Source organism: Micromonospora sp. CPCC 206171 (genome assembly GCF_036906755.1).
Classification (GTDB): domain Bacteria; phylum Actinomycetota; class Actinomycetes; order Mycobacteriales; family Micromonosporaceae; genus Micromonospora; species Micromonospora purpureochromogenes.
This window is the reverse complement of sequence record NZ_JBAKHT010000005.1, coordinates 184490-210711: the sequence shown is the minus strand read 5'-3', so window position 1 is coordinate 210711 and position 26222 is coordinate 184490. Positions and strand designations below refer to the sequence as shown.

Genomic DNA, 26222 nt, shown 5'->3' with positions numbered 1-26222 from the left:
GGACCGTCCGGGCCGGTCGCGGGGGACCTCAGGCCGCGCAGGTGGTGGCCGGCAGCCCCGGCACCCGCACCGGCGCCCGGCCGCCCGGCCGCTGCCGGCCGGCGAGCACGTCGGCGAGGGCGGTCATCGAGGTACGGCTGGAGGAGTAGGTGGCCAGCAGCGTCGGCGACGTCGCCTTCTCCAGCACGTACGGGGTGTCCATGGCCACCGTCACCGCCGCGTCGGCGCTCAGGTCGTCCGCGCCGTCGCCGTAGCCGACCAGGTGCACCTTGGTGCCGCCGCTCGGCACCACCCGCACCCCGGCCGCGGTGAGCGCCTCGGTCAGCGCGGCCCGGGTGTGGTCCCGGCCGGCGGAGGAGGTGACGGTCACCGGACCGCGGACCGGGGCGCCGCAGGAGCCGCGCAGCACGGTCACCGCCGCCGCCGCGAGGTCCTGCGCCGCCTTGCGGTGCTCGGCGCTGTTCAGGGTGGACATCGCCGGGGCGGGCCGGTCGGCGAGCTGGAACTTCATGGTCAGCACCCGGGTGGCCGCCTCGACCAGCCGGGGCCGGGGCAGCGACCCGTCGCGCAGCGCGGCGAGCAGCCCGTCGTACGCCTGGCCGACGTGCGGCGTCATCAGGATCAGGTCGTTGCCGGCCAGCAGCGCCCGGACCGCGGCCTCGCCCGGCGACCAGCGCTTGGCCGGCGCCATGTTCATCCCGTCGGTGATCACCACGCCCCGGAAGCCGAGCTGCCCGCGCAGCACGTCGGTGAGGAGCTTGCGGGAGAAGGTGGCCGGGGTGCCCGGGTCGACCGCCTTGACGTCGAGGTGGGCCGACATCACCGCCATCGCCCCGGCGTCGATGCCGGCGGTGAACGGCGGGAACGCGGTGGCGTCGAGCTCCTTGCGCGGCTGGCCGATCACCGGCAGGTCCTTGTGCGAGTCGGCGGCGCTGAGCCCGTGCCCCGGGAAGTGCTTGACGCTCGCCGCGACGCCGGCGCTCTGCAGGCCCTTCACCGCGCCGGCGACCTGGCCGGACGCCCGCTTCGGGTCGGCGCCGAAGGAGCGGGAGCCGATCACCGTGCTGCGGGTGGCCAGCACGTCTGCGACCGGGGCGAAGTCGAGGTTGATCCCCATCGCGGCCAGCTCGGCGCCGGCGGCGCGCCAGGCGGCCTCGGTCAGCGCCGGGTCGTCGGCCGCCCCGGCGGCCAGCGCGCTGGGCAGGGTGGTCACCCCGTCGGTGATCCGGGTCACCACGCCGTACTCCTGGTCGGTGCCGATCAGGAAGGGCGCCGCCCCGGCGGGGAGCTTCGCCGCGGCGGCGCGCAGCCCGGTGGTGAGGCCGCGCACCTGGGCCGGGTTGTCGACGTTGGTGGTGGCCTGGTTACCGGAGGTCGGGTCGTCGGCGCTGAAGCCGACCAGGATCAGCCCGCCGAGGCGGTACTTCGCGACCATCTCGGCGGGGGTGTCGACCCCGGCGAGGGCCCGGTTGCCGGCGGCCGAGGCGGCGGTGACGTCGGTGGCGGAGCTGCCGTACGCGTAGGGCATCAGCACCTGGCCGACCAGGTCCTCGTCGGCGAGCGTGCCGACCAGCGCGGCGGCCCGGGCGGCCGGGTCGGCCGCCGGCGTGCCGGTCGGGCCGGGCGTGGCGGAGGCCGACGGGCTCGGCGCCGGGCCCGGTCGTTCCGGCTTCGCCGAGCACCCGGAGACGAGCAGCGCGGTCAGGGCGGCGAGGGCGACGCCGGCACGTCGCGGTGAGGTCGGCACGCGGCCCATCAAACCCGCTGCCGACTTGTCGCGGCAACCGGAGCGGGTTGGCCGGCCGGTGCGGTGTGCCGGTCCCCCACCGGCTGTCCGGGTGCGCCGCCCGGCTCAGCCGACCCGGGTGAGCAGCGTCACCGGCGCGCCGTCGCCGGCGTACCGGTAGGGCTCCAGCTCGGCGTCCCAGGCGGTGCCGAGCGCCTTGTCCAGAGCGTGTGCCAGCGCCTCCGGGGCGCGGGCGGTCGCCATGATGCTGCGCAGCCGGTCCTCGCCGAGCTGGATGTCGCCGGCCGCGCCGACGGTGGCCCGGAACAGGCCACGGCCGGGGACGTACATGAAGCGCTCACCGTCGGCGCCCGGACTGGGCTCCTCGGTGACCTCGAAACGGATCATGGGCCACTGCCGGAGGGCAGCAGCCAGTTCGGCGCCCGTCCCCGGGCGACCGGTCCACCCGCACTCGGCCCGGCGGGCGCCGGGATCGACGGGCTGGCCCGTCCACTGCAGGTTGACCGGCGCGGCGAGGACGCGCGCGATCGCCCACTCGACGTGCGAGCACACGGCGAGCGGGGTCGAGTGGACGTATACGACGCCACGCGTTGGCACGGTGACCTCCCGGAGACCGAGGTGCGTCTTCCCCTACGACCTCGACCACCCGAGTGGTTCCTGCAACACATGATGACGCTGTGACAGATGGTGCGCCAGGGAATCGGAAAATTCGCCGGGGGAAATACCCGGACCGGTGACCCGGTTGTGCTCTCCGGACAGGCACGGTGGCCGACCAGGCATCGTGTTCGTGTACAGTTCTCTGGGCGGTTCTGCGCCGTCGTACATCTTCGCGGGCCGAGGCTCATCCGGGCGTCTCCCGCATTCAGCCCCCGGACGTTTTCCGTCCTCCCGTACGTCTTGCAAGGAGTACCTCCGTGGCGAGCAACACCTCTAAGACCGCGCGCGCGTCAGTCCGGGCCGGCCAGGCTGGCCAGGGTGGCGCCCTCAGCGTGCTGGGCGAGTTCAAGTACCTCATCCCGCTCAACGGCGGCAAGCACGCCTACGTGCGGAACCTGACCAACGGCAAGACCGCGCACCTGCGCACCGACTCGGACGCCTTCGTCGAGGAGATCCGGGTGCTGGCCGCCGCCGGCCACGCCGCCAAGATCCGCGCCGAGATCAACAACCTCGCCGCCGCCCACCCGGGCGACGGCTGGGACAAGACCGAGAAGCGCCTCGTCGAGGCCGGCGTCTTCGAGGGCTGAGCCCTCCCCCCAAGCGCCATTGGAAACCGCCCGTCGGGTCACCCCGGCGGGCGGTTTCGTCTGTCCGGGTACGCGCCTCCCTGGCTGCACCGCCGCGGGCCGGTCAGCGGTCGAGCAGGGTGACCTCGCCGGTGGCCAGGTCGTAGACGGCGCCGACCACGTCCACCCGGCCGTCGGCGACCGGCCCGCTCAGCAGGTCGTCGGCGCGCAGGGTGGCCACCGTGCGCAGCACGTGCCGGCGTACCGCCATCGGGTGCGCCCGCGGGTCGTCCGCCCCCACCTCGGTCACCGCCGGGGCGATCTGGTCCACCACGTACGCCAGCGAGCCGCCCGGCCGCTCCCCGGTACGCAGGGTGTCCACCGCCGAGGCGACCGCCCCGCACCGCTCGTGGCCGAGCACCATCACCAGCGGCACCCCGAGCTGGCCCACCACGTACTCGATGGAGCCGCAGACCGCCCGGTCCAGCACGTGCGCGCCGGTGCGGATCACGCAGATCGACCCGAAGGTCTGGTCGAAGATCGCCTCCAGCGGCACCCGGGAGTCGATGCAGCCGAGCAGCACCGCGTACGGCTGCTGGTCGCCGGAGGCGACGGCCGCGGCGGCGGTGACGTCGTGGCCGTGCACCGGCTGCCCGCTGACGAAGCGGCGGTTGCCGGTCAGCAGCTCGGCCAGCGCGGCCCGGGGCGTCCGCGCCGCCGCCGCGCTCGAACCGGTCATGTCCCCCAGCCTGCTCACGGATCCGGCCGCGCGGGGCGGGATGCGAATCTTCTCACCACCACGGTTGGCGTGGTGTCATGACGGGTAGCCGGTGTTACCGCCGGGTTAACCCGGTATGAGGGGACCGGACGGCCCGGGGGAGGTCACGATGTCGGAGCAGCAGCAGGTACGGCTTCCCGACGACGTGATCCTGCACGTGGAGGTGACCGGGCCGGCGGACGCCGAGGTCACCGTGATCATGCTGCACGGCTGGACGCTGGACGGGCGGGCCTGGCACCGGCAGCTCGCCGACCTGACGGCCCGCTTCGGCCCGCGGGTCCGGGTGGTGACCTACGACGCCCGCGGGCACGGCCGGTCCAGCTGCATGGCCCTGCGCACGGCGACCCTGGCCCAGCTCGGCGACGACCTCGCCGCGGTGGTCGACGCGGTGGCCCCGACGGGCCGGGTCGTGCTGGTCGGGCACTCGATGGGCGGGATGACCGTGATGGAGTACGCCCACCGTCACCCCGAGCACTTCGCCGCCCGGACCGCCGGGCTGGTCTTCGTCTCGACCACCGCCGAGGGGCACACGCACACGGTCTACGGCCTGTCGCCGCGCATCGCCCGGCTGATCCGGATCGCCGAGACCACCGGCGCCGGGGTGCTGGCCCGCTGCGGCTCCTGGCGCCCGCCACGGGCGCTGCTGCGCGCACTGCGCCCGAGCATCCGTTGGATGCTCTTCGGCGACCGCTGCGACCCGTCCGACATCCGCCTGGTCACCTCGGCGGTGGCCCGCGCCTCGCTGCGCTCGATCGGCGGGTTCCGCGCCTCGATCGGCGCCCAGCACCGGCTGGAGACGCTGGCCGAGCTGGCCCACCTGCCGGCGGCGGCGCTGGTCGGCGACCGGGACCGGCTCACCCCGCCGCCCTGCGCGGAGTCGATCACCGCCGCGCTGCCGGTGACCGAGCTGACCGTCTGCCCGGGCGCCGGGCACATGCTGATGATGGAGCGCCCGGACGAGGTGAACGCCGCGCTGGCCGGGGTGCTGGACCGGGTGCTGGCCGGCGCGCCGCAGATCGGCGCGACCGAGATCGGCGCCACGGAGATCAGCGCGAGGGTGATCAGCGCCGCCGGGCCGGCGAGGACGGGCCCGGCCGGGCCGACGACGACGGGCGCGACGGAGCCGGTTCCGGCCGGCTGAGCGGCCGGTGGAGGGTGGCGGACGTCGCGGGACGCGGCATGGCCGCGAAGGGGGGTGGCAGGCTGCCCGTACCCTCATTCCGCCTGGCGTGCGCCCGCGCCCGGCCGCCGCCGTCGCACAGGAGCCGTCACGTTGACCGACCAGACCACCCTGGAGCAGGAGATCGCCGCCGAGCAGCGGCATCTCGACCGGGTGTACGCCCGCCTGGCCGAACTGCGCCGCTCGGCGGCGCAGGCCGAGAAGGAGGGCTACCGGCTGGCCCGGGTGGGCAACTTCGGCGCGCTGGTCGAGCGGGACGCGATGGTGTTCCACGCCGCCCAGCGGCGGTACGTGCTGGACGCCGAGCACGAGGGGCTGGTCTTCGGCCGGCTCGACCTGCGGACCGGCCAGGTGCTGCACGTCGGACGGCTCGGCGTACGGGGCGAGAACGCCGAGACGCTGGTGGTCGACTGGCGCGCCCCGGCCGCCGCCGCGTTCTACCAGGCGACCCCCGCCGAGCCGCTGGGCGTGGTCCGACGGCGCACCATCCAGTCGTCCGCCGAGAAGGTCACCCGGATCGAGGACGACCTGCTCGACCCGGAGTCGGCGCCGGCCGAGATGGCGGTGGTCGGTGACGGGGCCCTGCTGGCGACCCTGTCCCGGGCGACCGGCCGGGGCATGCGCGACATCGTGGCGACCATCCAGCGGGAGCAGGACGAGGCGATCCGCTCCCCCGGCTCCGGGGTCACCATCGTCTCCGGCGGCCCGGGCACCGGCAAGACGGCGGTCGCGCTGCACCGCGCGGCGTACCTGCTCTATTCCGACCGCAGCCGGTACGCCGGCGGCGGCATCCTGGTGGTCGGCCCGTCCTCGGTCTTCGTGGAGTACATCGCCTCGGTGCTGCCCTCGCTCGGCGAGGAGACCGCCACGCTGCACTCGCTGGGCTCGCTCTTCCCGGGCATGTCGGCGACCCGGACCGATCCGCCGGAGGTGGCGGCGGTGAAGGGCTCGCTGCGGATGCGGAAGGTGCTGGAGCGGGCGGTACGCGACGCGGTGCCGGACGGGCCGGACGAGCTGCGCCTGCTCTACCGGGGCGAGCTGCTCCGGCTGGAGCGCCGCGAGCTGGACGGCGTCCGGGACCGGGCGCTGTCCCGGGGCGCGCGGCGCAACGAGGTACGCCGGGTCGCCTTCGACGCGGTGCTCGCGGCGCTGTACGCCCAGGCCCGCCGGCTGGGCGTCACCCGGCTGCCGGAGCAGCGCGCCTTCGAGGACGAGATCATCGACCGGCCGGAGTTCCGCGAGTTCCTCAAGGCGTGGTGGCCCCGGCTGCACCCGCGGCACGTGCTGGGCTGGCTGGCCCGGCCGGAGCGGCTGCGCCGGTACGCCGGTGGCATCCTGTCCCGGGCGGAGACCGCGCTGCTGGTCGAGGCGTACCGGGTGCTGGACGCGCAGGGGCTGACGGTGGCCGACATCGCCCTGCTCGACGAGCTGGACGCGCTGCTGGGCAAGCCGGTGCGGCCGGCCCGGGCCAAGCGTGACCCGTACCAGCTGGCCGGCGGCGTGCGCGAGCTGAGCACGTTCGCCGACCGGCAGCGGGCCGCCCGGGCGGCGGCCCGGGAACGCCCGGAGGATTACCGCGACTACGCGCACGTGGTGGTGGACGAGTCGCAGGACGTCTCGCCGATGCAGTGGCGGATGATCGGCCGGCGCGGCCGGCTCGCCTCCTGGACGGTGGTGGGCGACCCGGCGCAGACCGCCTGGACCGGTGACCCGCAGGAGCTGGACCGGGCCCGGGACCAGGCGCTGGGCCGGCGGCGGCGGCACCGCTTCGCGTTGACCACGAACTACCGCAACTCGGCGGAGATCTTCGCGGTGGCGGCGGCGGAGATCCGCCGGCTCTACCCCGACCTGGAGCTGCCGACGGCGGTCCGCTCCACCGGCGTGGAGCCGGTCGCGCTGACCGTCGCCGCCGACCGCCTGCCGGCGGCGACCGTGCAGGCCGTCGAGGCACTGCTCACCGAGGTGGAGGGCACGGTCGGCGTGATCACGCCGGTGCCGCGCCGCGACGAGGTGGCCGGCTGGCTGAGCGGGCGCGGCGGCTCCCGGCTCCAGGTGGTGACCAGCCTTCAGGCCAAGGGCATGGAGTACGACGGCGTCGTGCTCATCTCCCCGCGCGAGATCCGCGCCGATCCCGGCTCGGGCGTGCGCACCCTCTACGTCGCCCTCTCCCGCGCCACCCAGCGCCTCACCACCATCGACCCCACCCCCTAACCCCCCGAGCCCGCACTTTCAGAGAAAGAGGGGCCTCCGCGCGCGGAACAGCCACGCTTTCTCTGAAAGTGCGGCTCGCGCAGGGTGGGTATGGGGGTTGGTTGCATACATAGCTATGTGAGCATAGGTTGGGTTCGAGTCGTCGGGGCGACGGAGGGTGTGGGCGTGGGCGCAGGTCATGACCACCACGGGTCGGTCGCGAACGCGGCGCACCGCCACCGGGGGCGGCTCTGGGCGGCCTCCGCGCTGCTCGCCGCGCTGATGGTGGTCGAGGCCGTCGCCGCGTTCGGCACCGGCTCGCTGGCCCTGCTCTCCGACGCCGGGCACATGTTCACCGACGTGCTCGGCATCGGCATGGCGCTGGCCGCCATCACCGCCATCCGGCACGGCGACCGGGACCCGCAGCGCACCTTCGGGCTCTACCGGCTGGAGGTGCTGGCCGCGCTCGCCAACGCCGTCCTGCTCAGCGGGGTGGCGATCTACGTGCTGATCGAGGCGGTCCGCCGGTTCGGCGATCCGCCGGAGGTGCGCACCGGGCCGATGCTGGCGGTGGCGGTGCTCGGCCTGCTGGCCAACCTCGTCGCGTTCGCGCTGCTGCGCGCGGGGGCGCAGGAGAGCATCAACCTGCGCGGAGCGTACCTGGAGGTGCTCGGCGACCTGCTCGGCTCACTGGGCGTGATCGGGGCCGCGCTGCTCATCGCCGGCACCGGCTGGTGGTGGGCCGACCCGGCCGTGGCGGTCGCGATCGGCCTGTTCATCCTCCCCCGCACCTGGCGGCTCGGCCGCGCGGCGGTGCGCATCCTGGTCCAGGCCGCCCCGGAGCATCTCCAGGTGACCGCCGTGCACGACCGGCTGACCGCCGTCCCCGGCGTCGCCGAGGTGCACGACCTGCACGTCTGGACGCTCACCTCCGGCATGGAGGTCGCCTCCGCCCACCTCACCATGGTCCCCGGCGCCGAGGTCGGCACGGTGCTCGCCGCCGCCCGCACCGCCCTGCACGAGGACTTCCACATCGAGCACGCCACCCTCCAGATCGAGCCGGGGGCCGCCCCCGGCGCCTGCGGGCAGGTCGAGTGGTGACGAAATCGGACACCTATTGTCCAGTTATGTCACCTACACCGCGATTCACTCCAGTACCCTCAGTCACGAAACGGGCGGGTGTCACACCCGTACCGGTAGGCTCGGTCCCGGCCTCCGCCAGGCGGCACCCTCCGGTGCCGGCGGTGGCCGCCGCCTAATCGCCTGCCAGGGCGAGCCGGGGAACCATGTTCGTGGGGTGCATCCGCGTCAGCGGTAGGGATCTTCCGTCCCGAACCCGTCAGCTAACCCGGTCGGCGGCTGACGGAAGGACATGTTCATGCACGTACGACGTACCACCGCACGGCTGGCGGCCGCGGTCGTCGCGGCACTCGCCCTCGGCGTGTCGTCCGCGCCCGTCCCGGCGACCGCCGCTCCCCCCGCCACCCGGCTCGCCGCCGCCCCCGGCGACCCCGAGGGCGGCACCCCGGCGCTGCGGGCCCAGCTCGACGCGGCCAGCAAGGGCTGGATCGACGCCAAGGCCGCGCTGGAACGCTCCACCAAGCGGCAGCAGGAACTCAACAACCAGCTCAAGACGATGGAGTCGGAGCTGACCGTCCGGCAGGGCAAGGTCGGCGAGATCGCCGGCGTGGCGTACCGGACCGGGCGGCTCGGGCCGGTGTCGGCGCTGCTCAACAGCTCCAGCCCCGAAGGCTTCCTGGACCGGGCGGCGGCGCTGGAGACGGTCGCTTCCCACGAGGACCGGGAGCTGCGCAACCTGATCCGGACCCGTGACGACGCCACCCGCACCCGGGCCGCGCTCGACCAGGAGCTCGTCGAGCAGCGCAAGCAGGTCGCGGTGATGGCCAAGCGCAAGCAGCAGGCCGAGCGGGCCCTGGCGGTGGCCGCGGCCGACAAGCCCGCCGCCAGCGCCGGCGGCGGCTCCAACCCGGGTACCTCCACCGCCAACGCCAAGGCGGCGCCGCGCAACCCCGACGGCTCCTGGCCGTCGGAATCCTGCAGCGTCAACGATCCCACCCCGGCCAACGGCTGCATCACCCCGCGCATGCTCAACGCGCTGCGGCAGGCCCAGGCGGCCGGCTTCACCCGGTACGTCTCCTGCTACCGCCCCAGCGGCTCCGGCGAGCACCCCAAGGGCCGGGCCTGCGACTTCGCGGCGCAGAAGAGCGGCTTCGGCGGCGACGCGACCGGCGGTGACCGGACGTACGGCAACAACCTGGCCGCGTACTTCATCCGCAACGCCGACCGGCTCGCCGTGCTCTACGTGATCTGGTATCGGCAGATCTGGCTGCCCAGCAGCGGGTGGAAGTCGTACAGCGGGGCCGGCGGGGACCCGTCCAGCGACCACACCAACCACGTGCACCTGTCGGTCTACTGACCGACCGGCGGCGGGGCCCGTCCGACGCGGACGGGCCCCGCCGTACGCGCGCCGACGTACCCGGGATGTCGTCGACCGGCCCACGACGCGGCGCGACGGCCGGGCGAGCATCGAGGCATGACCCGACTCTCCCCCGACGGCCGCAAGACCCTGCTCACCCTGCACCTGGTGACCGCACTGGGCTGGCTCGGCGCGGACCTCGTGCTGCTCACCCTCGGCATCGCCGGGCTGCGCGGCGCCGACCCGGGGGTGGTCTACCCGGCGGCGGCGCTGGTGGCGACCTGGCTCTTCGCGCCGCTGAGCGTGCTGGTCTGGGTGATCGGCGTGACCAGCGCCCTGCTGACCCCCTGGGGCCTGCTGCGCTGGCGCTGGGTGGTGGTCAAGCTGGTGCTCACCACGGTGATGATCGGCCTGGTGCTGTTCGCGCTGACGCCGAACCTGCGCGCCGCCGCCGGACCGGACGCGACCGCACACCAGCGCCTCGACGTGGTGGTCGCCCCGGCGGTCTCCACCGGCCTGCTGGTCACCATGACCGTCATCTCCACCTGGAAGCCGTGGGGCCGCAACCGCCGAGCCGTCCCACCGCCGCGCCGGACGGCGGCGACGCCCGCCGGCCGCTGAGTGGACGGAGCGTCAGTTCGGGACCGGTCCGCCGTCGGCCTTCCGGTCCAGCACCGCGCCGAGCCGGCTGGCCAGGCCCAGGTGCGCGGCGCGGGCCTGGCGGAACGCGTACCCGAACAGCGGCGCCGGCGCGGAGAGGGTGATCTCCACGTCGATCCGCAGCACGTCGCCCTCCTCCTGGAGCCGGGTGTGGTTGCGCACCGTCGTGCCGGGCTGCTGCCGGGCCACCGTGACGATCTCGTCGTCGGAGACCACCAGGACGTCGGCCTGGTAGGTGACCGGGAACCGCAGCGGCCCCAGCTCCAGCCGGTCGGTGATGGCGTAGCTGGCCCGCGCGCCCGGACGGGTCGGCAGCCGGCGCACCCGGACGATCAGCGGATGCAGCTCCCCCTGCCGGGCCGGATCGCTCAACAGCGCCACCGCGTCCGCCCGTGAGCAGCGCGCCTGCACCGTGTAGCTGAACGACTCGCGCCGGACCACTCCGCCCTCCACCCCTCGTCGGTCGCACGATCGTCCCGTACGACGGCCGGGCTGGCAATCGCAGGCGGCATGACGGTGCCCCGGCGGGGAATCCACTCGGTTCCGGCGACGTGGCGGGGTCCGCGGGCGCGCGTCACCGCCACCTCGGCGACATGGCGTGGCTGCCGGCGTCAGGCGCCGGGGAGGACCTCGGGGGTCGGGGCCGCGGCGCCGGCGAAGTAGGGCTCCGGCGCGCCGAAGAGGCCGAGCAGGCCGGTGACCCAGAGCTGGCGGTGGACGAACCGGCTGGGCTCGGTGACCACCAGCTTGACGCCGCTGACCTCGGCCGTCTGGAACCCGGCGACCATCGCGCTGATGCCGACCGAGTCGATGAAGGTGACGAGTCGCATGTTCAGCTCGATCCGGGACGGACGGCCCTTCGCGAGCACCTCGGCGATCGCCTCCCGCACCTCGTACGCGGTGTCGACGTCGATCTCCCCTCGCGGAGCGATCTCCATGACACCACCCGGCAGAACCGACTTCACGATCGACAGGCTCACGCGAGCACCTCCACTCGCCCGTCCACGGGCGCCTCATCAGTACGCGGGCCGCGACCGAGAGTATTCCTCCGACGGCCTCGGTCGCCACCCCCCGGGATGAGCAATTCGCGGATCCGGACGGACCAGACCGCTCTACCCCGAATTGTTCCTGGTCCCGTTCACTCCAACGAGCGACCGGGTTCGGCCGCTCCAACCCATCCAGGGTAGCGACCCCGGTCCAGTCGATTCCGTACCCGGCCCGCCCGGCGAGCCCGGTGCCGTGCGCCGACACCCCGGTGTTGCCCCACCCGCCTAGGGTCGGCGGGCGAGGGTTCCACCACGACGGAAGGAACGATCGATGCTCAGGAAACTGCTCGGCCTGGCCGGTGTCGGCGCGCTGCTCGCTCTCGTACTGGCCTGCGGCTTCGGCGGCGGGGACGACGACGATGACGACGACGACGATTTCGCCCGCGGCGTCGCGGTGGTCATGGTCCGCTGACGATCCGACCCGGGTTTGCGGCGCGTCCCGGATGGGCACTGGCGGGACAGGCGACCGTGACGCGCCGCAGACGTCGACGTCCGAAGTGGCCGCAGACTTCGGCACCCCGAGGAGGTACCCATGTTCGGCAACAACCTGCTGGAGCGCCGCAGCAAGCCGGAGCGGATCACCGACCAGGCCTGGCAGCAGCTGGTCTCGGCGGTCGGTTCCGCCGGCGACAGCGTGCGGGACACGGCGCGGTCGGTCCGCGGCGGCACCCACCTTTCCGACGCCGGTGACCTGGTGGGCTCGGCGGCGGACGAGGCCCGGCGTCGGGCCACGCTCGCCTTCGACGCGCTCGCCGGGCGCCGTCCGGCCCTGCCGTGGACGCTGCTGATCAGCGCGGCGCTGGTCGGGGCCGCGATCGGTTGGGCCGCCGGGACCGCCGCGCGGGCCGCCGGCAGCCGGGACGGTCGGGCCGTCGACGACATCGAGTTCGTCGACGTGGACCGGCCGAACTCACCGGTCGGCCTCGACGGCTGAGGCGACGGCACGCCGGGGACTGCCCGGGTGGACCAGACGACGTGGCGGTGTCCGGGAGTCCGGACACCGCCACGCCGCATTGCACGGTCGGTCGCGCCGACCGGGTCAGCGGCTGGTGCAGGTGACCGCGGGTACGCCGGTGCCGCCGCTCGAGCTGCCGAGGAAGCCGACGCTGGTGCTGGCGCCGACGCCCAGCGCGCCGTTCCAGCCGGCGTCCCGCACCGACACGGCGGCGCCGGTCTGGGTGTACGAGCCGCCCCAGAGCTGGGTGACCTGCTGCCCGTCGGCGAAGGTCCAGCCCAGCGTCCAACCGGCGATCGGCGCGGTGCCGGAGTTGTGGAAGCGCTCCCAGTCAGCTCGCCCGATCAAGGTGGTAGACCACCCCGTCGCCGACCCGCTCGCGGCGGATTCCCAGCCCGTCGACCGGACGGGCCGCCGTGCCCTGCCACGGCGTGCCGGTCGCGTACCGGGGCAGCAGCACCACCGTGCGCACCCCGGCCGCCCGGAGATACGCCACCGACCCGGCGTCCGGGAAACCCGCGCCGGCCGCCCGGATCCGCTGCTGACTGTCCGGAGTGAACGAGGCCAGCCCGTTGACCGTGGACGGGAAGCCGTCGGTCGACCAGAGCATCACGTGGTAGTCGCGGATGCCGCCCAGCGGCAGCACCAGCACCGGGCCCGCGACGCCGCGCAACGCCACCGGCTGCGCCGGCACCGGCACGTGCGGGGTCCGGTTCACTCCCTCGGCCAGCACCAGCAGCGCCGGGAGCGCCAGCGCCACCCGCGCCCACCGACGCCAGTCCCCGCGACCGGCCCCGGCCGGCGGCGGCTCCCGAACCGTCAGCGCCCCGGCGGCCAGCACGCCCAGCAGCAGCGTCGTCCAGAGCACCAGCCGGCCCGGGGTGCGCAGGGCGTCCCAGCCCGGCAGGTGCCGCATCAGGGTCAGGTAGCCCGGGTCGCCGTCGCCGCCGAAACTGGTCCCCGCCGCGAGGGCGAGGCTGACCAGCACCCCGGCGGCCAACCCGATCCGCTGCCACACCCGCCAGGCCGAGAAGACCAGCCCGGCCACCGCCAGCGCGATCAGCACCACGCCGGGCAGCAGGGTCATCTCCCCCGGGAAGCCGAGCGCCGCCCGCGCCGCGCCGTGCCGCTCGCCCCACAACCACGACTCCGGCGGCGCCGTCAGGAAGCCACGGGCCGGCGGGGAGAACATCGCCACCTGCGCGGCCGTCCGCCGGCCGGCCGGGTGGCGGGCCACCACCTCCAGGTAGGGCGCCGCCATCAGCAGGCTCACCCCGGCGAACCCGGTGACCCCGGCCAGGTCGGCCAGGAACAGGCCGCGCGCAACCGCCGGCCGGGACCGGCGCCGCCACCAGGTGACGCCGTACGCCCCGGCGACGGCGAGGCCGAGCAGGCCCAGGACGTACGCGAACGGCAGGCCGATGCCGAAGCCCAGGGTGACCTGCCAGGCGGCGACCGCCCAGCCGGCCCCCGCCCAGGCCGGACGGACCCGGTCGGGCCGGTACCCGTGGCGCAGCGACCAGCCGTGGCCCCGGGCCAGCATGGCCAGCGCGAGGGCCACCCCGCCGATGCTGAGCACGTGCAGGTGCCCGGCCTGGGCCAGCTTCCACGGCGCGTACGCGAACGACGCCCCGGCCACCGCCGCCCCCGCCCGCCCGGCCCCCAACTGCCGCGACAGCGCGTACGCCCCGACGAAGGCGAGCGCGTGCACCAGCACGTAGAGCAGGTTGTAGCGGACGACGGCGGCGACCGGCCCTTCGCCGACCAGCGCGAACGGGGCGAAGCCCAGCAGGGTGTCGGAGTAGGCGTAGGTGTACGGCTCGGGGAAGAACGTGTTGGAGTGCCAGAGGTGAGCCGGGTCGGTGCGCAGCGCGTGCCCGCCCCAGGCGACCTGCCACGCCTGCAGGGTCGGGTCGCCGGTGTCCTGCGGGAGGGTGCCGGCCGGGTCGCGCAGCGTCGGCCAGGTCAGCGCGGCGGCCAGCGGCAGTGACGCCAACACCACGAGGGTCCACTCGTGCCGGGCCACCCGCCACAGCGCCCGCCCCGCCCGGCGCACCCCGTCCATCGCCCCGCCCCTCGCCGACCGCCAGATCGTGCCCGAGTCCACCCCGGGTTGTCGATGCGCGGGGGTGCAACCGGTCACCCGGTGCGGGTGAGGGGGACTCATCCGGTGTGCCGGCAGGATCGCGATTCGGCGGGCTGGACGCCCGCCCCGTGTCCCGATCCCGGGAGGAGTGAGCGCATGGCCAGCGCGACCGTCGTCACGCGTACCGACCAGGACATCCAGACCGACGTGCTCGACGAGCTGACCTGGGAGCCCCGGGTCAGCCCGGCCGAGGTGGGGGTCACCGTCGCCGAGGGGGTGGTGACGCTGACCGGACGGGTGGACAGCTACGCCGCGAAGTGGGCCGCCGAGCGGGCCGCGCACCGGGTGGCCCGGGTCCGGGCCGTCGCCAACGACCTGGCCGTACGGATCACCCCGTCGGCCGCCCGCACCGACACCGAGATCGCCGGGGCGGCCGAGCGGGCCCTGGAGTGGGACGCCTTCGTGCCGGTGGAGGACCTCGAGGTGACCGTCGCCGACGCGTGGGTGACGCTGCGCGGCCGGGTGGAGTGGGAGTACCAGCGCCGGGCCGCCGAGCGGGTGGTCGGCCGGCTCACCGGCGTACGCGGGGTCAGCAACGGCATCACCGTCCGGCCGTCCACTGCGCCGACCGGCGGCGAGCTGCCCGACCGGATCGTCGACGCGCTCGCCCGCAGCGGCGCCACCGAGCCGGACCGGATCAGCGTCCGGGTGTACGGCGACACCGTGGTCATCGACGGCCTGGTGCACTCCGTGCCCGAGCGCGACGAGGTGGAGCGGATCGTCTGGTCCGCCCCCGGCATCCGCGAGGTCCACAACCACGTCACGGTGGCCGGCTGAGACCACCCCGGCCGGGTGAACCGACTTCACCCGGCCGGCGGGCAACGTGGGAGTCATGACTGATTCGGACGGGCTGATCACACCCGGGAGCCCGGCGCCCGACTTCACCCTGCCGGCCACCCCGGACGGGCGACGTACGGGCCCCGGGCAGTTCCGCGGCCGGCCGGTGGTGCTCGCCTTCTACCCCGCCGACTGGACCCCGGTCTGCGGTGACCAGATGACGCTGTACCAGGCCGCAATGCCGGAGTTCGAGCGGTACGACGCGGTGCTGCTCGGCCTCTCCGTCGACAGCATCTGGTCGCACCAGGCCTTCGCCGAGGCCAGGGGGATCACCTTCCCGCTGCTGGCCGACTTCGAGCCCAAGGGCGAGGTGTCCCGCCGGTACGGCGCGTACACGCCCGAGGGGCAGTCGGCGCGGGCGCTGGTGGTACTCGACCCGGATCAGACGGTGGCCTGGAGCCACCTGTCGCCGCCGGAGGTGAATCCGGGCGCCGACGGCATCCTCGACGCGCTGGAGCAACTCGTCTCCGATCGGCGGGTGGTGACCCGATGACGACGCCGCTCCAGGTCACCGCCCGGCTGCGCACGCCGGTGGACTCCACCGACCACGTCCGGGGGCCGGTGGACGCGCCGGTCACCATCGTCGAGTACGGCGACTTCCAGTGCCGTTTCTGCGGGGCGGCGTACCCGAACCTGGCCGAGGTGCTGCGCCAGCGCACCGCGACCGTCCGGCTGGTCTACCGGCACTTCCCGATCGCCAACGTCCACCCGTACGCGGAGAGCGCGGCGGAGGTCGCCGAGGCGGCCGCCCGGCGCGGCAGGTTCTGGGAGATGCACGACTGGCTCTACGAGCACCAGGACCAGTTGGACCCGGTGCACCTGTCCCTCGGCGTCGAACAGCTCGGCCTGCCCCCCGAGGAGGTGGGCGCCGAGGTCGAGCGGCAGGCCTATTCCGACCGGGTACGGCGGGACTTCGTCGGCGGGATCCGCAGCGGGGTCAACGGCACCCCCACCCTGTTCATCAACGAGGTCCGGCACGAGGGCGGGCACGACCTGCCGGAGCTGCTCGCCGCCGTGGACGCGGCGGCCGGCAGCTGACCCGACCGCCGCGCCGACCACCGTCGGGATCGCACCGCCCGGCGGCGGTCGGCCCGCGCGTGGTCAGATCAGCCGCAGCTCGCGGGCCCGCCGCACGGCCTCGCGCCGGCGGGTCGCGTCGAGCTTGCGGTAGATGTTGCGCACGTGCGTCTTGACGGTGTTGACCGACACCGACAGCTCGCTGGCGATCTCCACGTTGGACAGGATGCTCTGCAGGTAGCGCAGGATGGTCAGCTCCCGCTCGGTCAGCGGCTCGTCCAGCGCCCGCTCCGCGCCGGCGGGTCCCCGTTCCGCCGGCTCGTCGGCACCCCGGACCAGGTCGCTCACCGTCGGCCAGTGCGCCGTGCCGGAGTCGAGGTGGGCGGCGAGCAGGTCGCGCACCGCCGGTTCCGCCCGGGTGAACACCCGCCGGTGTCCCTCCGGGCCGGCCAGGTCGAGCACCCGTTCCAGCAGCCGACCGGCGCGCCGGTCGTCCCCGCCCCGACGGGCCAGCACCGCGTCCAGCACGCCCGAGGCGAGGCGTACCGGCAGCGGCCACTCCGCGGCGACCGGGGCGTCCCAGTCCGGCAGGGCGTAACCGGCCGCCCGTACGTCACCGGCGCGCAGCTCCACCCGGGCCAGGGCCAGGGCCAGCACCGGCGCCGGTTCAGGCGCCCGCGCCCGGTCGGCGAGCAGCCCGCGCGCGGTGTCCACGTCGCCCTGCTCGCTGCGCAGGTCCGCCTCCTCGGCGAGCAGCCGGTCGGCGAGGTCCCCGGCGGCGGACGCCAGCTCCTCCCGGGCCCGGGCGAGCAGCTGGGTCGCCGCCGCCGGCTCCGCCGCGTCGCGCAGCAACGCGCCCCGGCACAGCGCCGCCGCGGCGGCGACCGTCGCGTCGCCACCGGCCGCGCCGGTGAGCGCCAGGTGCGCGGTGGCCTCCTCGGGCTGGTCGCGGTGCAGCGCCACCAGGGCCAGCGCCAGGTGGGCGTGAGCGCACTCGGCCCGGCTCGACCACCCCTGGCAGGACGGCAGCTCCAGCGCCGCCCGGGCGGTCCGCTCCGCCGCGCGCAGCTCCCCGGCCAGCGCGTGCAGCAGCGCACAGCGGGTCGCGCAGACCAGTTCGGTGCGCGGCCGGCCGGCCCGCCGGGCGGCGTCGAGCGCCGCGCCGAAGGCCGCCGAGGCCGCCCGCAGGTCGCCCTCGGCGAGGTCGACCAGGCCGAGCGCGGTGCCGGCCACCGCCCGCACATCGGCGTCCTCGCCGGTCCGCGGGTCGTCGGTGTCCGGGCTCTCCACCTGGGCCGGGTCGCGGGTGGCGAGCAGCCGGGCGGCGGCGGCGCGTACCTCCCGGTGGTCGCCGGCGAGCCGGGCCAGGGTGAGTTCCAGCGCGGTGGCCAGCCGGCGGAACCGGTCCCGGCGCGGCGCGGGCAGCGACCGGGCCGCCACCACGGCCTCGCGCAGCCAGGCGGCGGCGGTCGCGGCGTCCCCCGCGTACGCCCGTTCGGCCGCGCCGGCCAGGGCCAGCTCCGGGTCCCGGCGCACCGCCTCGGCCGGCGGCGCCGGTGGCGGCGGGCCGGCGGCGGCCTCCCGGTCGTACGGGACCAGCTCCGGCCAGCCGCTGAGCAGCAGTTCGCTGGCCCGGTCCCACTCCCCCGCGGCCAGCGCGTGCCGCAGCGCCTCGGCGGGCCGGTCGTGGCCGGCGTACCAACCCGCGGCGCGCAGGTGCAGGTCGCGCCGCTCGTCGTCGCCCAGCCCGTCGAGTTCCTCGCGGAGCAGGTCGGCCAGCAGCGGGTGGGCGCGGTACCAGGGTGGGTCGCTGTCGTCGCGGTACAGGAAGCCGCCGTCCCGGGCCAGCCCGGCCAGCACCTGCCCACCGTCGCCCCGGCCGGTCAGCGCGTCGGCGAGGTCGGCGCGGACCGCCGGCGCGACCGCCGCCCGCAGCAGCAGGTCGCGCGCCGCCGGTGTCAGCCCGGACAGCACCTCCGCCCGCAGGTACGCGGCGACGTCCGGCTGGTCGCCGCCGAACCGCTCGGCCCACCGTTGCGGGTCGGGACGGTCCCGGGCCGCCAGCGCGGCGAACCGCAGCCCGGCCGGCCAGCCGCCGGTCCGCTCCCGGAGCCGGGCCACCGCCGTCGCGGGCAGCGGCGCGCCGTGCGCGACCAGCAGGTCGGCGACCTCGTCGTCGGTGAAGGCCAGCTCCTCGGGACCGAGCTCGGTCAGCTCGCCGGCCAGCCGCAGCCGGTGCAGGGCCAGCGGCAGCTCGGTGCGGGCCCCGGCGACCAGGCGCAGCCGCCCGTCGGTGTGCCGCAGCAGGAACTCCAACCCGGTCAGCGCGGCCGGGTCGGTGACCCGGTGCAGGTCGTCCAGGACCAGCAGCACCGGCCGGTCCCGGGCGGCCAGGGCGGCGGCGAGCAGCTCCAACTGGTCGGGGCGGGGCGGGGCGACCGGTACGGTCGGTTCCTCCTCCTCCGCCTCCGCCACCCCGCGCAGCGCCGCCGCCAGGTACGCCCAGAGCCGCTCCCCGGTGTCCCCCTCCTCCACCTGGACCCACGCCGGCCCGGGCTCGGGCGCGCCGCGCGCCCAGGTGGCGAGCAGGGTGGTCTTGCCCCAGCCGGCCGGTGCGCGGACCAGGGTGACCGGTCCGGCGGTCCCGGCGTCCAGCCGTGCGGTCAGCCGGGGCCGCAGCAGCAGCGGCTCGGGCAGCACGGGTGGGGTCAGCCGGGAGGCGAGCAGCGGCGGCGGGCCGGCGGACGCCTCGGCGATCCCGTTGCTGCTGACCTGCGGCTGCGGCATGCACCCACCCCCGTCGACGCGTTCCTCCCCCGGTCGGCGGCGCTTACCCGGCCGGGACGGGTTCACCCCTTCGGGGGGAGCACGGCTCACCCGGGCCGGGCCGACCCTGGGGTTACGCGGGCGACCGGCCGCGCGTGACCGGTCGCCCGTACCGCAAGCGGCCCGGAGACCGGAGGGACAGGTGGTACGGATGGGACGGCGGGTCCTCGGCGGGCTCACCCTCGCGGCGGTCGCCGGCGGGGCGGCGGCGCTGCGCGCGCTGGTCGTACCCCGGCGGGGACGCTGGCCCCGCGCGGCCGGCGCCGACCCGCGCCCCGGCCGCTGGCAGGTGGTGACGGTGGACCGCCCGGCCGCGGCGGTGCTGCCCGGCGGAGGGTGGCCGGAGCCGCTGCGCCCGCTGGACGGCGCGGTGGAGCTGCGCCTGCGCCCGGCCCCCGGCGGGCGCGGCAGCGAGCTGGCCGCCCGGCCGCTCTGCGGGGTGGCCACCCTGCCCGGGATGGCGGCGCACCTGGTCGGTGACGACCCGGGCCTGTTCCTGCGGGACGTGCTGCGCCGGGTCAAGCAGCTCACCGAGACCGGCGAGGTGCTGCGCGCGGACCGTTCGGCGGTGGACCGGCCGGCGGTGCCGGGGTGAGGGCGCTCTGCTGGGAGGGCGTCGACTCGCTGGCGGTACGCCAGGTGCCCGACCCGGTGCTGCGCAACGCGCACGACATGATCGTCCGGGTCCGGCGCAGTGCCACCTGCGGGGCGGACCTGCCGCTGCTCGGCGGCCGGCTGCCCTTCGTCGCCGCCGGGGACGTGCTGGGGCACGAGTTCGTCGGCGAGGTGGCCGAGGTCGGCCCGGAGGTGCGCCGGCACCGGGTCGGCGACCGGGTGGTGGTCAGCGCGGCGGTGGCCTGCGGCAGCTGCTGGTACTGCCGGCAGGGGCTGCACTCCTGCTGCGACAACTCCGGCACCGCCCCGGCCGTCACCGAGTCGGCGTGGGGTCAGCCCACCGCCGGCTGCTACGGCCAGCCGGGGGCGATGGGTGGCTTCGCCGGCAGCCACGCCGAGTACGTCCGGGTGCCGTACGCCGACGTCGGCGCGTTCACCGTGCCCGACCCGGTCAGCGACGACCGGGCCGTCTTCGCCTCGGACGCCGCCCCGGCCGGCTGGATGGGCGCGGAACTGGGCGAGGTGGGCCCCGGCGACGTCGTCGCGGTCTGGGGCGCGGGCGCGGTGGGCCAGTTGACCGCGCAGGCGGCGACGTTGCTCGGCGCGGACCGGGTGATCGTGATCGACCGGCATCCGGAGCGGCTGGCGATGGCCGAGCGGCACACCGGCGCGGAGACGCTCAACTACGAGCTGACCGACATCCCCGCGGAGCTGCGCGAACGCAGCGGCGGGCGCGGCCCGGACGTCTGCGTGGAGGCGGTCGGCGCGGCCGACGGCGGCGGGACACCGGCGTCGCTGGCCGCCCGGCTCACCGGCCACCGGGGCGACACCGACCCGCTCGCGGTGCGGGAGGCGGTGCACGCCTGCCGCAAGGGCGGCACCGTGTTCGTCTCCGGCACCTTCACCGGCTTCGTCCACACCTTCCCGCTCGGTGCGGTGATGAACAAGGGGCTCACCCTGCGCAGCGCCCGCCAGCACGGGCAGCGGTGGATTCCCATGCTGCTGGACCGGATGGCCCGCGACGAGCTGCGCACGGAACACCTGGCCACCCACCGTTTCCCGCTGGAGCAGGGCCCGGCCGGGTACGCGCTGTTCCGGGACCGGGCCGACGGCTGCGTCCGAACCGTCTTCACTCCGGAGGGGTGAAAAGCACCTCACGGATGGCAGACTCGGCGGATGCGTGACGACCGCCCGTACGACCTCGTCCTGTTCGGTGCGACCGGCTTCACCGGTGGCCTGACCGCCGAGTACCTGGCCCGGCACGCCCCCGCCGGGCTGCGCTGGGCCCTCGCCGGCCGCAACCCGGCCAAGCTGGCAGCGGTCCGCGACCGGCTGACCGACATCGACGCGGCGCTGGCGGAGCTGCCGCTGCTCACCGCCGACGTCACCGACGCCGCCTCGCTGCGGGCGGTCGCCGAGAGCGCCCGGGTGGTGGCCAGCACGGTCGGCCCGTACATCCACCACGGGGAGCCGCTGGTGGCCGCGTGCGCCGCCGCCGGCACCGACTACCTGGACATCACCGGCGAGCCGGAGTTCGTCGACCGGATGTACGTGCGACACCACGCCGAGGCGGTGCGCACCGGGGCACGGCTGGTGCACGCCTGCGGCTTCGACTCGATCCCGCACGACCTGGGCGCCTGGTACACCGTGAAGCAGCTCCCGTCGGACGCGCCGATCACGGTGGACGGCTTCGTCCGGGCGGGCGGCCGGTTCTCCGCCGGCACGTACCACTCGGCGCTGACCGCGTTCTCCCGCACCGGCGAGATGAGCCGGGCCGCGAAGGAGCGCAAGGCCATCGAGCCGCGGCCCGAGGGTCGGCGGGTCCGCGCGGTGCCGGGCCGGGTGGGTCGGTCGAAGGAGATCGGCATGTGGGCCGTGCCGCTGCCCACCATCGACCCGCAGGTGGTCCGCCGGTCCGCGGCGGCCCGCCCGGAGTACGGCCCGGACTTCCGGTACCGGCACTTCGCCGCGGTGAAGCGACTGCCCACCGTGCTGGCCAGTGGGGTCGGGTTCGCCGGCCTGATCGGCCTGGTGAAGCTGCCGCCGACCCGGCGCTGGCTGCTCGGCCGGCTCGCCTCCGGACAGGGGCCGACCGCCGAGCAGCGGGCGAAGTCCTGGTTCCGGGTGCGCTTCCTCGGCTCCGGCGGGGGCCGGCGGGTGCTGACCGAGGTCTCCGGCGGCGACCCCGGCTACGACGAGACGGCGAAGATGCTCGCCGAGTCGGCGCTCTGCCTGGCCTGCGACGACCTGCCGGCCACCGCCGGGCAGGTCACCCCGGTGACCGCGATGGGCGACGCGCTGCTGGACCGGCTGGTCAAGGCCGGCATCACGTTCCGGGTGCTGGACGCGCCGCGGTGAGCGCCGGCCGCCCGCCTGCTTGACCCTCGACCTGGTTGAGGCGACAGGATCACCGTCGTGGAGAGCGAGCTGCGCAGCATCGGCGAACTGGCCCGGGCCAGCGGCCTGACGGTCAGCGCCCTGCGGTTCTACGACCGCTGCGGGGTGCTGGCCCCGGCGCGGGTGGACCCGGTGACCGGCTACCGGTGGTACACCGACGAGCAGGTGGCCCCGGCCCGGCTGGTCGCCGGCCTGCGCCGGGTCGGCATGCCGTTGGCGGGCATCGCCGAGGCGCTGCGCCACCGGACCGAGCCGGCGGTGGTCGGGCGGCTGCTCGACGCGCACCTGCGCCGGCTGGAGGACGGCCTCGCCGACGCCCGCAGGGAACTCTCCCGGATCCGCGTCCTGCTCGATCCCGAGGAGACCCCGATGACCACCCGTATCGTGCTGTCCCGCGTCGACCTGGCCGCCGCCGTCGACGCCGTCCGCTTCGCCGTCGGCGCCGACCCGGAACTGCCGGTGCTCGCCGGCGTGCTGCTCGACGTGGAGGCCGACGGCGTACGGCTGGTCGCCACCGACCGGCACCGCCTGGCGCTGGCGCGTACCCCGGGCCGGGTGGACGGCCCCGCGGTGCGCGCCCTGCTCCCGGTCGACGCGGTGGACGAGGTCCGCGCCCTGCTGGACACCGGCGCCGGGGTGACCCCCGAGGCGCGCCTGACCGTGGCCGGCGCCGACGTGACGGTCTCTGTGGCGGGCCGCGCGATCACCGCGACCGCCCTGCCGTACGACTTCCCCGACTACTGCCGGCTGCTGCACCGGGCGGCCGGCGACGCGCCCGCCCGGCGGATCCCGGTGGACGTGCCGGCCCTGCGCGCGGCGCTGCGCGGCGGCGGCGCGCCCACCGTCACCCGCGACCACGACGGCGTGCCGGTGGCGGTGACCGTGCTCGGCCTCGACGAGTCCCACGGGCTGCGCCTGCTCGGCCCGGACGACCTCACCGCGGACTCCGGGGAGCTGCGGGTCGGCGTGAACGGCGACTACCTGCTCGACGCACTGGACGCCGCGGGCGGCCCGCAGCTCGTGCTGGAGCTGGACGGCCCGATCGCCCCGCTGGCCGTCCGCCGCCTCGACGACGAGGACGTCTTCTCGATCCTGATGCCGATCCGCCTCTGACGCCCATCCGCCGCTGCGGCCGATCCGCCGGTGACGCTGGTCCGCCGCTGACCGAAAGTCCCGCCGCGGCACCCGTCGGGGCGGCGGCTTGTCGGGCCGTACCGGGGGCGGGAAGGGCGCGACGGTAGCATCTGGGGGTCTCACCTGACATCCCGGACGGAGGCGTACGGAGCAGCATGCTCGACATGGAGTTGATCCGGAAGGATCGCGAGGCGGTGGCGACCGCGCTGGCGAAGCGACTGGATCCCGCCGAGGTCAACCGGGTCCTGGACGAGATCCAGCGGCTCGACCAGGAACGCCGCGCGCTGATCAGCGAGATCGACGCCGACCGGCAGCGCCGCAAGGCGGAGGCACGGGCGTACGCGGCGGCGAAGCGGGCCGGCGCCGAGCCGGAGGTCTCCGCGCCGGAGTCCGGCCGCAAGCAGCTCGCGGAGCTGGAGTCCGAGCTGGACGAGGTGCAGGCCCGGCTGCGCGGCACGATGAGCGAGCTGCCCAACCTGCCCGCCGACGACGTGCTGCCCGGCGGCAAGGAAGCCAACCGGGTGGTGAAGACCTACGGCGCGCCACCGGCCATCGAGAAGGTCCGCGACCACATCGAGCTGAGCCGGATGCTGGGTCTGGTCGACCACGAGCGCGGGGTCAAGCTCGGCGGTTCCGGCTTCTGGATGTACACCGGCATCGGCGCCCGGCTGGAGTGGGCGCTGATCAGCTGGTTCATCGACGAGCACGTCAAGGCCGGCTACGAGTTCCTGCTCCCGCCGCACCTGCTGCTGGACACCGCCGGCTTCGCCGCCGGCCAGTTCCCCAAGTTCTACGACGACGTCTACCACCTGGACCGGGAGTCGGCCCCGCGTGGGCAGTTCCTGCTGCCCACCTCGGAGACGGCGATCCTCGGGGCGTACCAGGACGAGATCCTGGACACCGGGAAGCTGCCGTTGAAGGCGTTCGCCTACACCCCGTGCTACCGGCGCGAGGCCGCCGGCTCGCACTCCGACGAGCGCGGCACCGTGCGGGGCCACCAGTTCAACAAGGTGGAGATCTTCCAGTTCTGCCTGCCGGAGCAGGCCGACACGGCGCTGGAGGAGATGCTCACCCACGCCGAGAGCCTGGTCGAGAAGCTGGGCCTGCACTACCAGCGCAGCCTGCTCTCGGCCGGTGACGCCAGCGCGGCGATGAAGAAGACCCTCGACATCGAGGTCTGGATGCCGAGCACCGGCAAGTACAAGGAGGTGTCGTCGGTCTCCTGGGCCGGCGACTACCAGGCCCGCCGGGCGGCCATCCGCTACCGCGAGCCGGGCGGCAAGCAGACCCGGTTCGTGCACACCCTCAACGGGTCGGCGCTGGCCACCAGCCGGCTCTTCCCGGCCATCCTGGAGCAGTTCCAGCAGCCCGACGGCTCGGTGCTGCTGCCCGAGGTGCTCCGCGACCGACTCGGCACCGACCGGCTCACGCCGGGCCGCTGACCGCCCGAGCGTCGGCGGGGACCGGGTCTCCCGGTCCCCGCCGTCCGTCCTCGGGCACCGGCGCGGCCGCGGGCACCGGCACCGGCTCGGCGGCGGGCACCGACGACGCGACCTGCGGGCGGGCGCGGCGGCGGGACAGCACCGCCGCCGTCAGCAGGCCCACCAGCAGCGCCGCGAGCACCGCCGGGCCGACCGCGTCCAGCGCGGTCACCAGCGCCCGCTGGACCCGTGCCGCGCCCACCACGACCGGGTCGCCGAACGCGTCGCGCCGGCCCTGCGCCAGCCGGACCTCGTACCAGCCGTACCAGGCGACGTAGCTCCCGGCGAGGAGCAGCACCAGCCCGCTGAGCCGGGGCACCCAGGCGCCGGCGGCGCGCAGCCGGGCCACCACCGCGCCGCGCAGCAGCGCCACGCCGAGTGCGGCCACCGTGGCCACCAGCCCCATCCCGACCGCGTACGCGACGAAGAGCGCCAGCCCGTGCAGCGTGGAGCCGGCCTGGAGGCTGGTCACCACGATCGCCAGGAACGGGGCGATGGTGCAGGTCAGCGAGGCCAGCGCGTACGCCATCCCGAACAACGCCATGGACGCCCAGGAGCGGGTGAGCCGGGGCGCCCGGCCGACGCCCGCGCCCGGGGCGGGCAGCCGGCGGCCGGCGAGCAGCCAGCAGCCGAGGGCCAGCAGCCCCAGCCCGAGGGTCACGGTGAGCCAGGGCAGCCGGGGGCGCAGCCAGCCGGCCAGCGGCGCCACGGCCAGCCCGAAGGCGCCGAACACCACGACGTACCCGCAGGTCAGACCGGTGGCGGCGGTGAGCGCGCGGCGGACCGGGCCGCGCCCGTCGCCCGCGCCGGCGACCAGCAGCGACAGGTACGCCGGCAGCATCGCGAAGCCGCACGGGTTGACCGCACCGAGCATGCCGGCGGTCAGCGCGAGCAGCAGCGGGGTCTCCATCTACCCGGCCAGCGCGGCGACCCGGCGGGTCAGGTCCGCACCGTCCAGGAAGCCCTGGTGCACGACCTTCCCGTCCCGGTCGATCACGAGGAAGGTGCTCTGCTCGACCACCTCGAAGCGGCGCCACAGCGCCCCGGCCCGGTCGTCGAGCTGGGGCGTGCCGGCCAGGTCGAACTCGGTGACGAAGTCCTTCATGGCCCGCTGCTCGCCCAGGCCGGCCACCCCGACGATCGGCACGGTGTCCCGGTACTTCGGGGCGATCTCGGCGACCGTCCACGCCGGGCTGGCGCAGGTGGCGCACCACGGCGCCCAGAACCAGAGCACCACCGGCCGACCGGCCAGCTCGGCCGCCGAGAACGCCGTACCGTCGAGGGTCCTGGCGGTGAAGCGCAGCGTGTCCGGCACCCGGGCCGGCGCCGGCCGGCTCGACGGGCCGGTGGGCAGCGGCGACGCGGTGGCCGCCGGCACGGCGACCTCGGCGGGCGGTCCGACCGGGTCCGGGCCGACCGGGTCCGGGCCGACCGCGCAGCCGCCGGCGGCGAGCAGCGCGCCGGCCAGCACGACGCCGGCGGCGAGCCGGCCTGCGGCGGGCAGTCGTCCACCCGGTCCGCTCCTGGGGTACGACCGCATGGCGCGTCTCCTC

25 protein-coding genes, 1 pseudogene and 1 riboswitch are annotated in these 26222 nt (G+C 75.6%); of the genes and pseudogenes, 16 read left to right on the top strand and 10 right to left on the bottom strand.

The features are described 5' to 3' along the window. Positions 1-28 precede the first annotated feature (28 nt). Positions 29-1756: a glycoside hydrolase family 3 protein gene (locus V6U89_RS09410; RefSeq protein ID WP_334570355.1), complete on the bottom strand. Its 1728-nt coding sequence runs from the start codon at positions 1754-1756 to the stop codon at positions 29-31. 96 nt (positions 1757-1852) lie between these two features. Then, complete coding sequence (locus V6U89_RS09405; protein WP_088960915.1) at positions 1853-2344, bottom strand: DUF3145 domain-containing protein; 492 nt, start codon at positions 2342-2344, stop codon at positions 1853-1855. A 317-nt stretch (positions 2345-2661) separates the two neighbouring features. Between V6U89_RS09405 and V6U89_RS09400 the strand changes: the two genes are divergently transcribed. After that, complete coding sequence (locus tag V6U89_RS09400) at positions 2662-2991, top strand: hypothetical protein (protein WP_091291747.1); 330 nt, start codon at positions 2662-2664, stop codon at positions 2989-2991. A 103-nt stretch (positions 2992-3094) separates the two neighbouring features. On the opposite strand, the gene V6U89_RS09395 is transcribed toward V6U89_RS09400, so the two are convergent. Then, positions 3095-3709: a carbonic anhydrase gene (locus tag V6U89_RS09395; protein ID WP_334570353.1), complete on the bottom strand. Its 615-nt coding sequence runs from the start codon at positions 3707-3709 to the stop codon at positions 3095-3097. A gap of 148 nt (positions 3710-3857) precedes the next feature. Here V6U89_RS09395 and V6U89_RS09390 point away from each other — a divergent pair. From V6U89_RS09390 to V6U89_RS09370, 5 genes and pseudogenes are all read left to right on the top strand, one after another. Continuing rightward, positions 3858-4754 (top strand): annotated as a pseudogene (locus tag V6U89_RS09390) (alpha/beta fold hydrolase); the annotation flags it as partial. A gap of 267 nt (positions 4755-5021) precedes the next feature. Next, positions 5022-7139, top strand: coding sequence for a HelD family protein (locus tag V6U89_RS09385; protein ID WP_334570351.1), 2118 nt, complete (start codon positions 5022-5024; stop codon positions 7137-7139). A 165-nt stretch (positions 7140-7304) separates the two neighbouring features. Next, complete coding sequence (locus V6U89_RS09380) at positions 7305-8219, top strand: cation diffusion facilitator family transporter (protein ID WP_334570349.1); 915 nt, start codon at positions 7305-7307, stop codon at positions 8217-8219. Between the two features lie 141 nt (positions 8220-8360). Then, positions 8361-8492, top strand: a riboswitch (cyclic di-AMP (ydaO/yuaA leader). A 4-nt stretch (positions 8493-8496) separates the two neighbouring features. Then, complete coding sequence (locus V6U89_RS09375; RefSeq protein ID WP_334570348.1) at positions 8497-9555, top strand: coiled-coil domain-containing protein; 1059 nt, start codon at positions 8497-8499, stop codon at positions 9553-9555. Positions 9556-9672: 117 nt separating this feature from the next. Further along, on the top strand, positions 9673-10176 hold the full coding sequence (locus V6U89_RS09370; protein ID WP_334570347.1) for a hypothetical protein: 504 nt from the start codon (positions 9673-9675) through the stop codon (positions 10174-10176). 12 nt (positions 10177-10188) lie between these two features. Here the strand turns inward: V6U89_RS09370 and V6U89_RS09365 are convergent, their stop codons facing one another. Beyond that, complete coding sequence (locus V6U89_RS09365) at positions 10189-10656, bottom strand: SRPBCC family protein (protein WP_334570345.1); 468 nt, start codon at positions 10654-10656, stop codon at positions 10189-10191. 170 nt (positions 10657-10826) lie between these two features. Beyond that, complete coding sequence (locus tag V6U89_RS09360) at positions 10827-11195, bottom strand: STAS domain-containing protein (RefSeq protein WP_154942627.1); 369 nt, start codon at positions 11193-11195, stop codon at positions 10827-10829. A 337-nt stretch (positions 11196-11532) separates the two neighbouring features. Between V6U89_RS09360 and V6U89_RS09355 the strand changes: the two genes are divergently transcribed. Further along, positions 11533-11673, top strand: coding sequence for a hypothetical protein (locus V6U89_RS09355; protein WP_334570344.1), 141 nt, complete (start codon positions 11533-11535; stop codon positions 11671-11673). Positions 11674-11793: 120 nt separating this feature from the next. After that, positions 11794-12195 carry a hypothetical protein gene (locus tag V6U89_RS09350; protein WP_334570343.1) on the top strand — a complete coding sequence of 134 codons (402 nt, stop codon included), beginning with the start codon at positions 11794-11796 and terminating at the stop codon, positions 12193-12195. A 105-nt stretch (positions 12196-12300) separates the two neighbouring features. Here the strand turns inward: V6U89_RS09350 and V6U89_RS09345 are convergent, their stop codons facing one another. Next, positions 12301-12564 carry a cellulose binding domain-containing protein gene (locus V6U89_RS09345; protein WP_334570342.1) on the bottom strand — a complete coding sequence of 88 codons (264 nt, stop codon included), beginning with the start codon at positions 12562-12564 and terminating at the stop codon, positions 12301-12303. Then, entirely contained in the window at positions 12548-14281 is a 1734-nt protein-coding gene (locus tag V6U89_RS09340) for a hypothetical protein (protein WP_334570341.1), read from the bottom strand. The genes V6U89_RS09345 and V6U89_RS09340 overlap by 17 nt, the downstream gene beginning before the upstream one ends. 177 nt (positions 14282-14458) lie before the next feature. Here V6U89_RS09340 and V6U89_RS09335 point away from each other — a divergent pair, with 177 nt between their 5' ends. The 3 genes from V6U89_RS09335 to V6U89_RS09325 are packed head-to-tail and all read left to right on the top strand — an operon-like array spanning position 14459 to position 16237. Beyond that, positions 14459-15139: a BON domain-containing protein gene (locus V6U89_RS09335; RefSeq protein ID WP_334570340.1), complete on the top strand. Its 681-nt coding sequence runs from the start codon at positions 14459-14461 to the stop codon at positions 15137-15139. Between the two features lie 55 nt (positions 15140-15194). Then, complete coding sequence (locus V6U89_RS09330; RefSeq protein WP_334570336.1) at positions 15195-15692, top strand: redoxin domain-containing protein; 498 nt, start codon at positions 15195-15197, stop codon at positions 15690-15692. Then, positions 15689-16237, top strand: a complete 549-nt coding sequence (locus V6U89_RS09325; protein WP_334570334.1) for a DsbA family protein — start codon at positions 15689-15691, stop codon at positions 16235-16237. The genes V6U89_RS09330 and V6U89_RS09325 overlap by 4 nt, the downstream gene beginning before the upstream one ends. Positions 16238-16300: 63 nt before the next feature. On the opposite strand, the gene V6U89_RS09320 is transcribed toward V6U89_RS09325, so the two are convergent. Further along, a complete protein-coding gene (locus V6U89_RS09320) occupies positions 16301-19069 on the bottom strand; it encodes a LuxR C-terminal-related transcriptional regulator (protein ID WP_442933898.1) in 2769 nt (922 codons plus the stop codon). A gap of 124 nt (positions 19070-19193) precedes the next feature. Here V6U89_RS09320 and V6U89_RS09315 point away from each other — a divergent pair, with 124 nt between their 5' ends. The 5 genes from V6U89_RS09315 (at position 19194) to serS (ending at position 24630) form a co-directional block, all read left to right on the top strand. After that, positions 19194-19637: a hypothetical protein gene (locus V6U89_RS09315; protein WP_334570332.1), complete on the top strand. Its 444-nt coding sequence runs from the start codon at positions 19194-19196 to the stop codon at positions 19635-19637. Next, positions 19634-20803 carry a zinc-dependent alcohol dehydrogenase gene (locus V6U89_RS09310; RefSeq protein WP_334570331.1) on the top strand — a complete coding sequence of 390 codons (1170 nt, stop codon included), beginning with the start codon at positions 19634-19636 and terminating at the stop codon, positions 20801-20803. Before V6U89_RS09315 ends, V6U89_RS09310 begins: the two co-directional genes overlap by 4 nt. 30 nt (positions 20804-20833) lie before the next feature. Next, a complete protein-coding gene (locus V6U89_RS09305; RefSeq protein WP_334570329.1) occupies positions 20834-22015 on the top strand; it encodes a saccharopine dehydrogenase family protein in 1182 nt (393 codons plus the stop codon). 69 nt (positions 22016-22084) lie between these two features. Beyond that, positions 22085-23167, top strand: a complete 1083-nt coding sequence (locus V6U89_RS09300; protein ID WP_334570420.1) for a DNA polymerase III subunit beta family protein — start codon at positions 22085-22087, stop codon at positions 23165-23167. A 176-nt stretch (positions 23168-23343) separates the two neighbouring features. After that, positions 23344-24630, top strand: a complete 1287-nt coding sequence (serS, locus tag V6U89_RS09295; protein WP_334570328.1) for a serine--tRNA ligase — start codon at positions 23344-23346, stop codon at positions 24628-24630. Here serS and V6U89_RS09290 read toward each other — a convergent pair. Continuing rightward, positions 24614-25579: a cytochrome c biogenesis CcdA family protein gene (locus V6U89_RS09290; protein WP_334570327.1), complete on the bottom strand. Its 966-nt coding sequence runs from the start codon at positions 25577-25579 to the stop codon at positions 24614-24616. The two genes, serS and V6U89_RS09290, sit on opposite strands and share 17 nt — an antisense overlap. Beyond that, positions 25580-26209, bottom strand: a complete 630-nt coding sequence (locus V6U89_RS09285; RefSeq protein ID WP_334570325.1) for a TlpA family protein disulfide reductase — start codon at positions 26207-26209, stop codon at positions 25580-25582. Positions 26210-26222: the final 13 nt, after the last annotated feature.

Bases quoted from the DNA above. Each gene is read 5' to 3' on its own strand.
- V6U89_RS09410 (WP_334570355.1), bottom strand. From the start codon at position 1,756: ATGGGCCGCGTGCCGACCTCACCGCGACGTGCCGGCGTCGCCCTCGCC.
- V6U89_RS09395 (WP_334570353.1), bottom strand. From the start codon at position 3,709: ATGACCGGTTCGAGCGCGGCGGCGGCGCGGACGCCCCGGGCCGCGCTG.
- V6U89_RS09375 (WP_334570348.1), top strand. From the start codon at position 8,497: ATGCACGTACGACGTACCACCGCACGGCTGGCGGCCGCGGTCGTCGCG.
- V6U89_RS09370 (WP_334570347.1), top strand. From the start codon at position 9,673: ATGACCCGACTCTCCCCCGACGGCCGCAAGACCCTGCTCACCCTGCAC.
- V6U89_RS09355 (WP_334570344.1), top strand. From the start codon at position 11,533: ATGCTCAGGAAACTGCTCGGCCTGGCCGGTGTCGGCGCGCTGCTCGCT.
- V6U89_RS09350 (WP_334570343.1), top strand. From the start codon at position 11,794: ATGTTCGGCAACAACCTGCTGGAGCGCCGCAGCAAGCCGGAGCGGATC.
- V6U89_RS09340 (WP_334570341.1), bottom strand. From the start codon at position 14,281: ATGGACGGGGTGCGCCGGGCGGGGCGGGCGCTGTGGCGGGTGGCCCGG.
- V6U89_RS09335 (WP_334570340.1), top strand. From the start codon at position 14,459: ATGGCCAGCGCGACCGTCGTCACGCGTACCGACCAGGACATCCAGACC.
- V6U89_RS09330 (WP_334570336.1), top strand. From the start codon at position 15,195: ATGACTGATTCGGACGGGCTGATCACACCCGGGAGCCCGGCGCCCGAC.
- V6U89_RS09325 (WP_334570334.1), top strand. From the start codon at position 15,689: ATGACGACGCCGCTCCAGGTCACCGCCCGGCTGCGCACGCCGGTGGAC.
- V6U89_RS09315 (WP_334570332.1), top strand. From the start codon at position 19,194: ATGGGACGGCGGGTCCTCGGCGGGCTCACCCTCGCGGCGGTCGCCGGC.
- V6U89_RS09305 (WP_334570329.1), top strand. From the start codon at position 20,834: ATGCGTGACGACCGCCCGTACGACCTCGTCCTGTTCGGTGCGACCGGC.
- serS (WP_334570328.1), top strand. From the start codon at position 23,344: ATGCTCGACATGGAGTTGATCCGGAAGGATCGCGAGGCGGTGGCGACC.
- V6U89_RS09290 (WP_334570327.1), bottom strand. From the start codon at position 25,579: ATGGAGACCCCGCTGCTGCTCGCGCTGACCGCCGGCATGCTCGGTGCG.
- V6U89_RS09285 (WP_334570325.1), bottom strand. From the start codon at position 26,209: ATGCGGTCGTACCCCAGGAGCGGACCGGGTGGACGACTGCCCGCCGCA.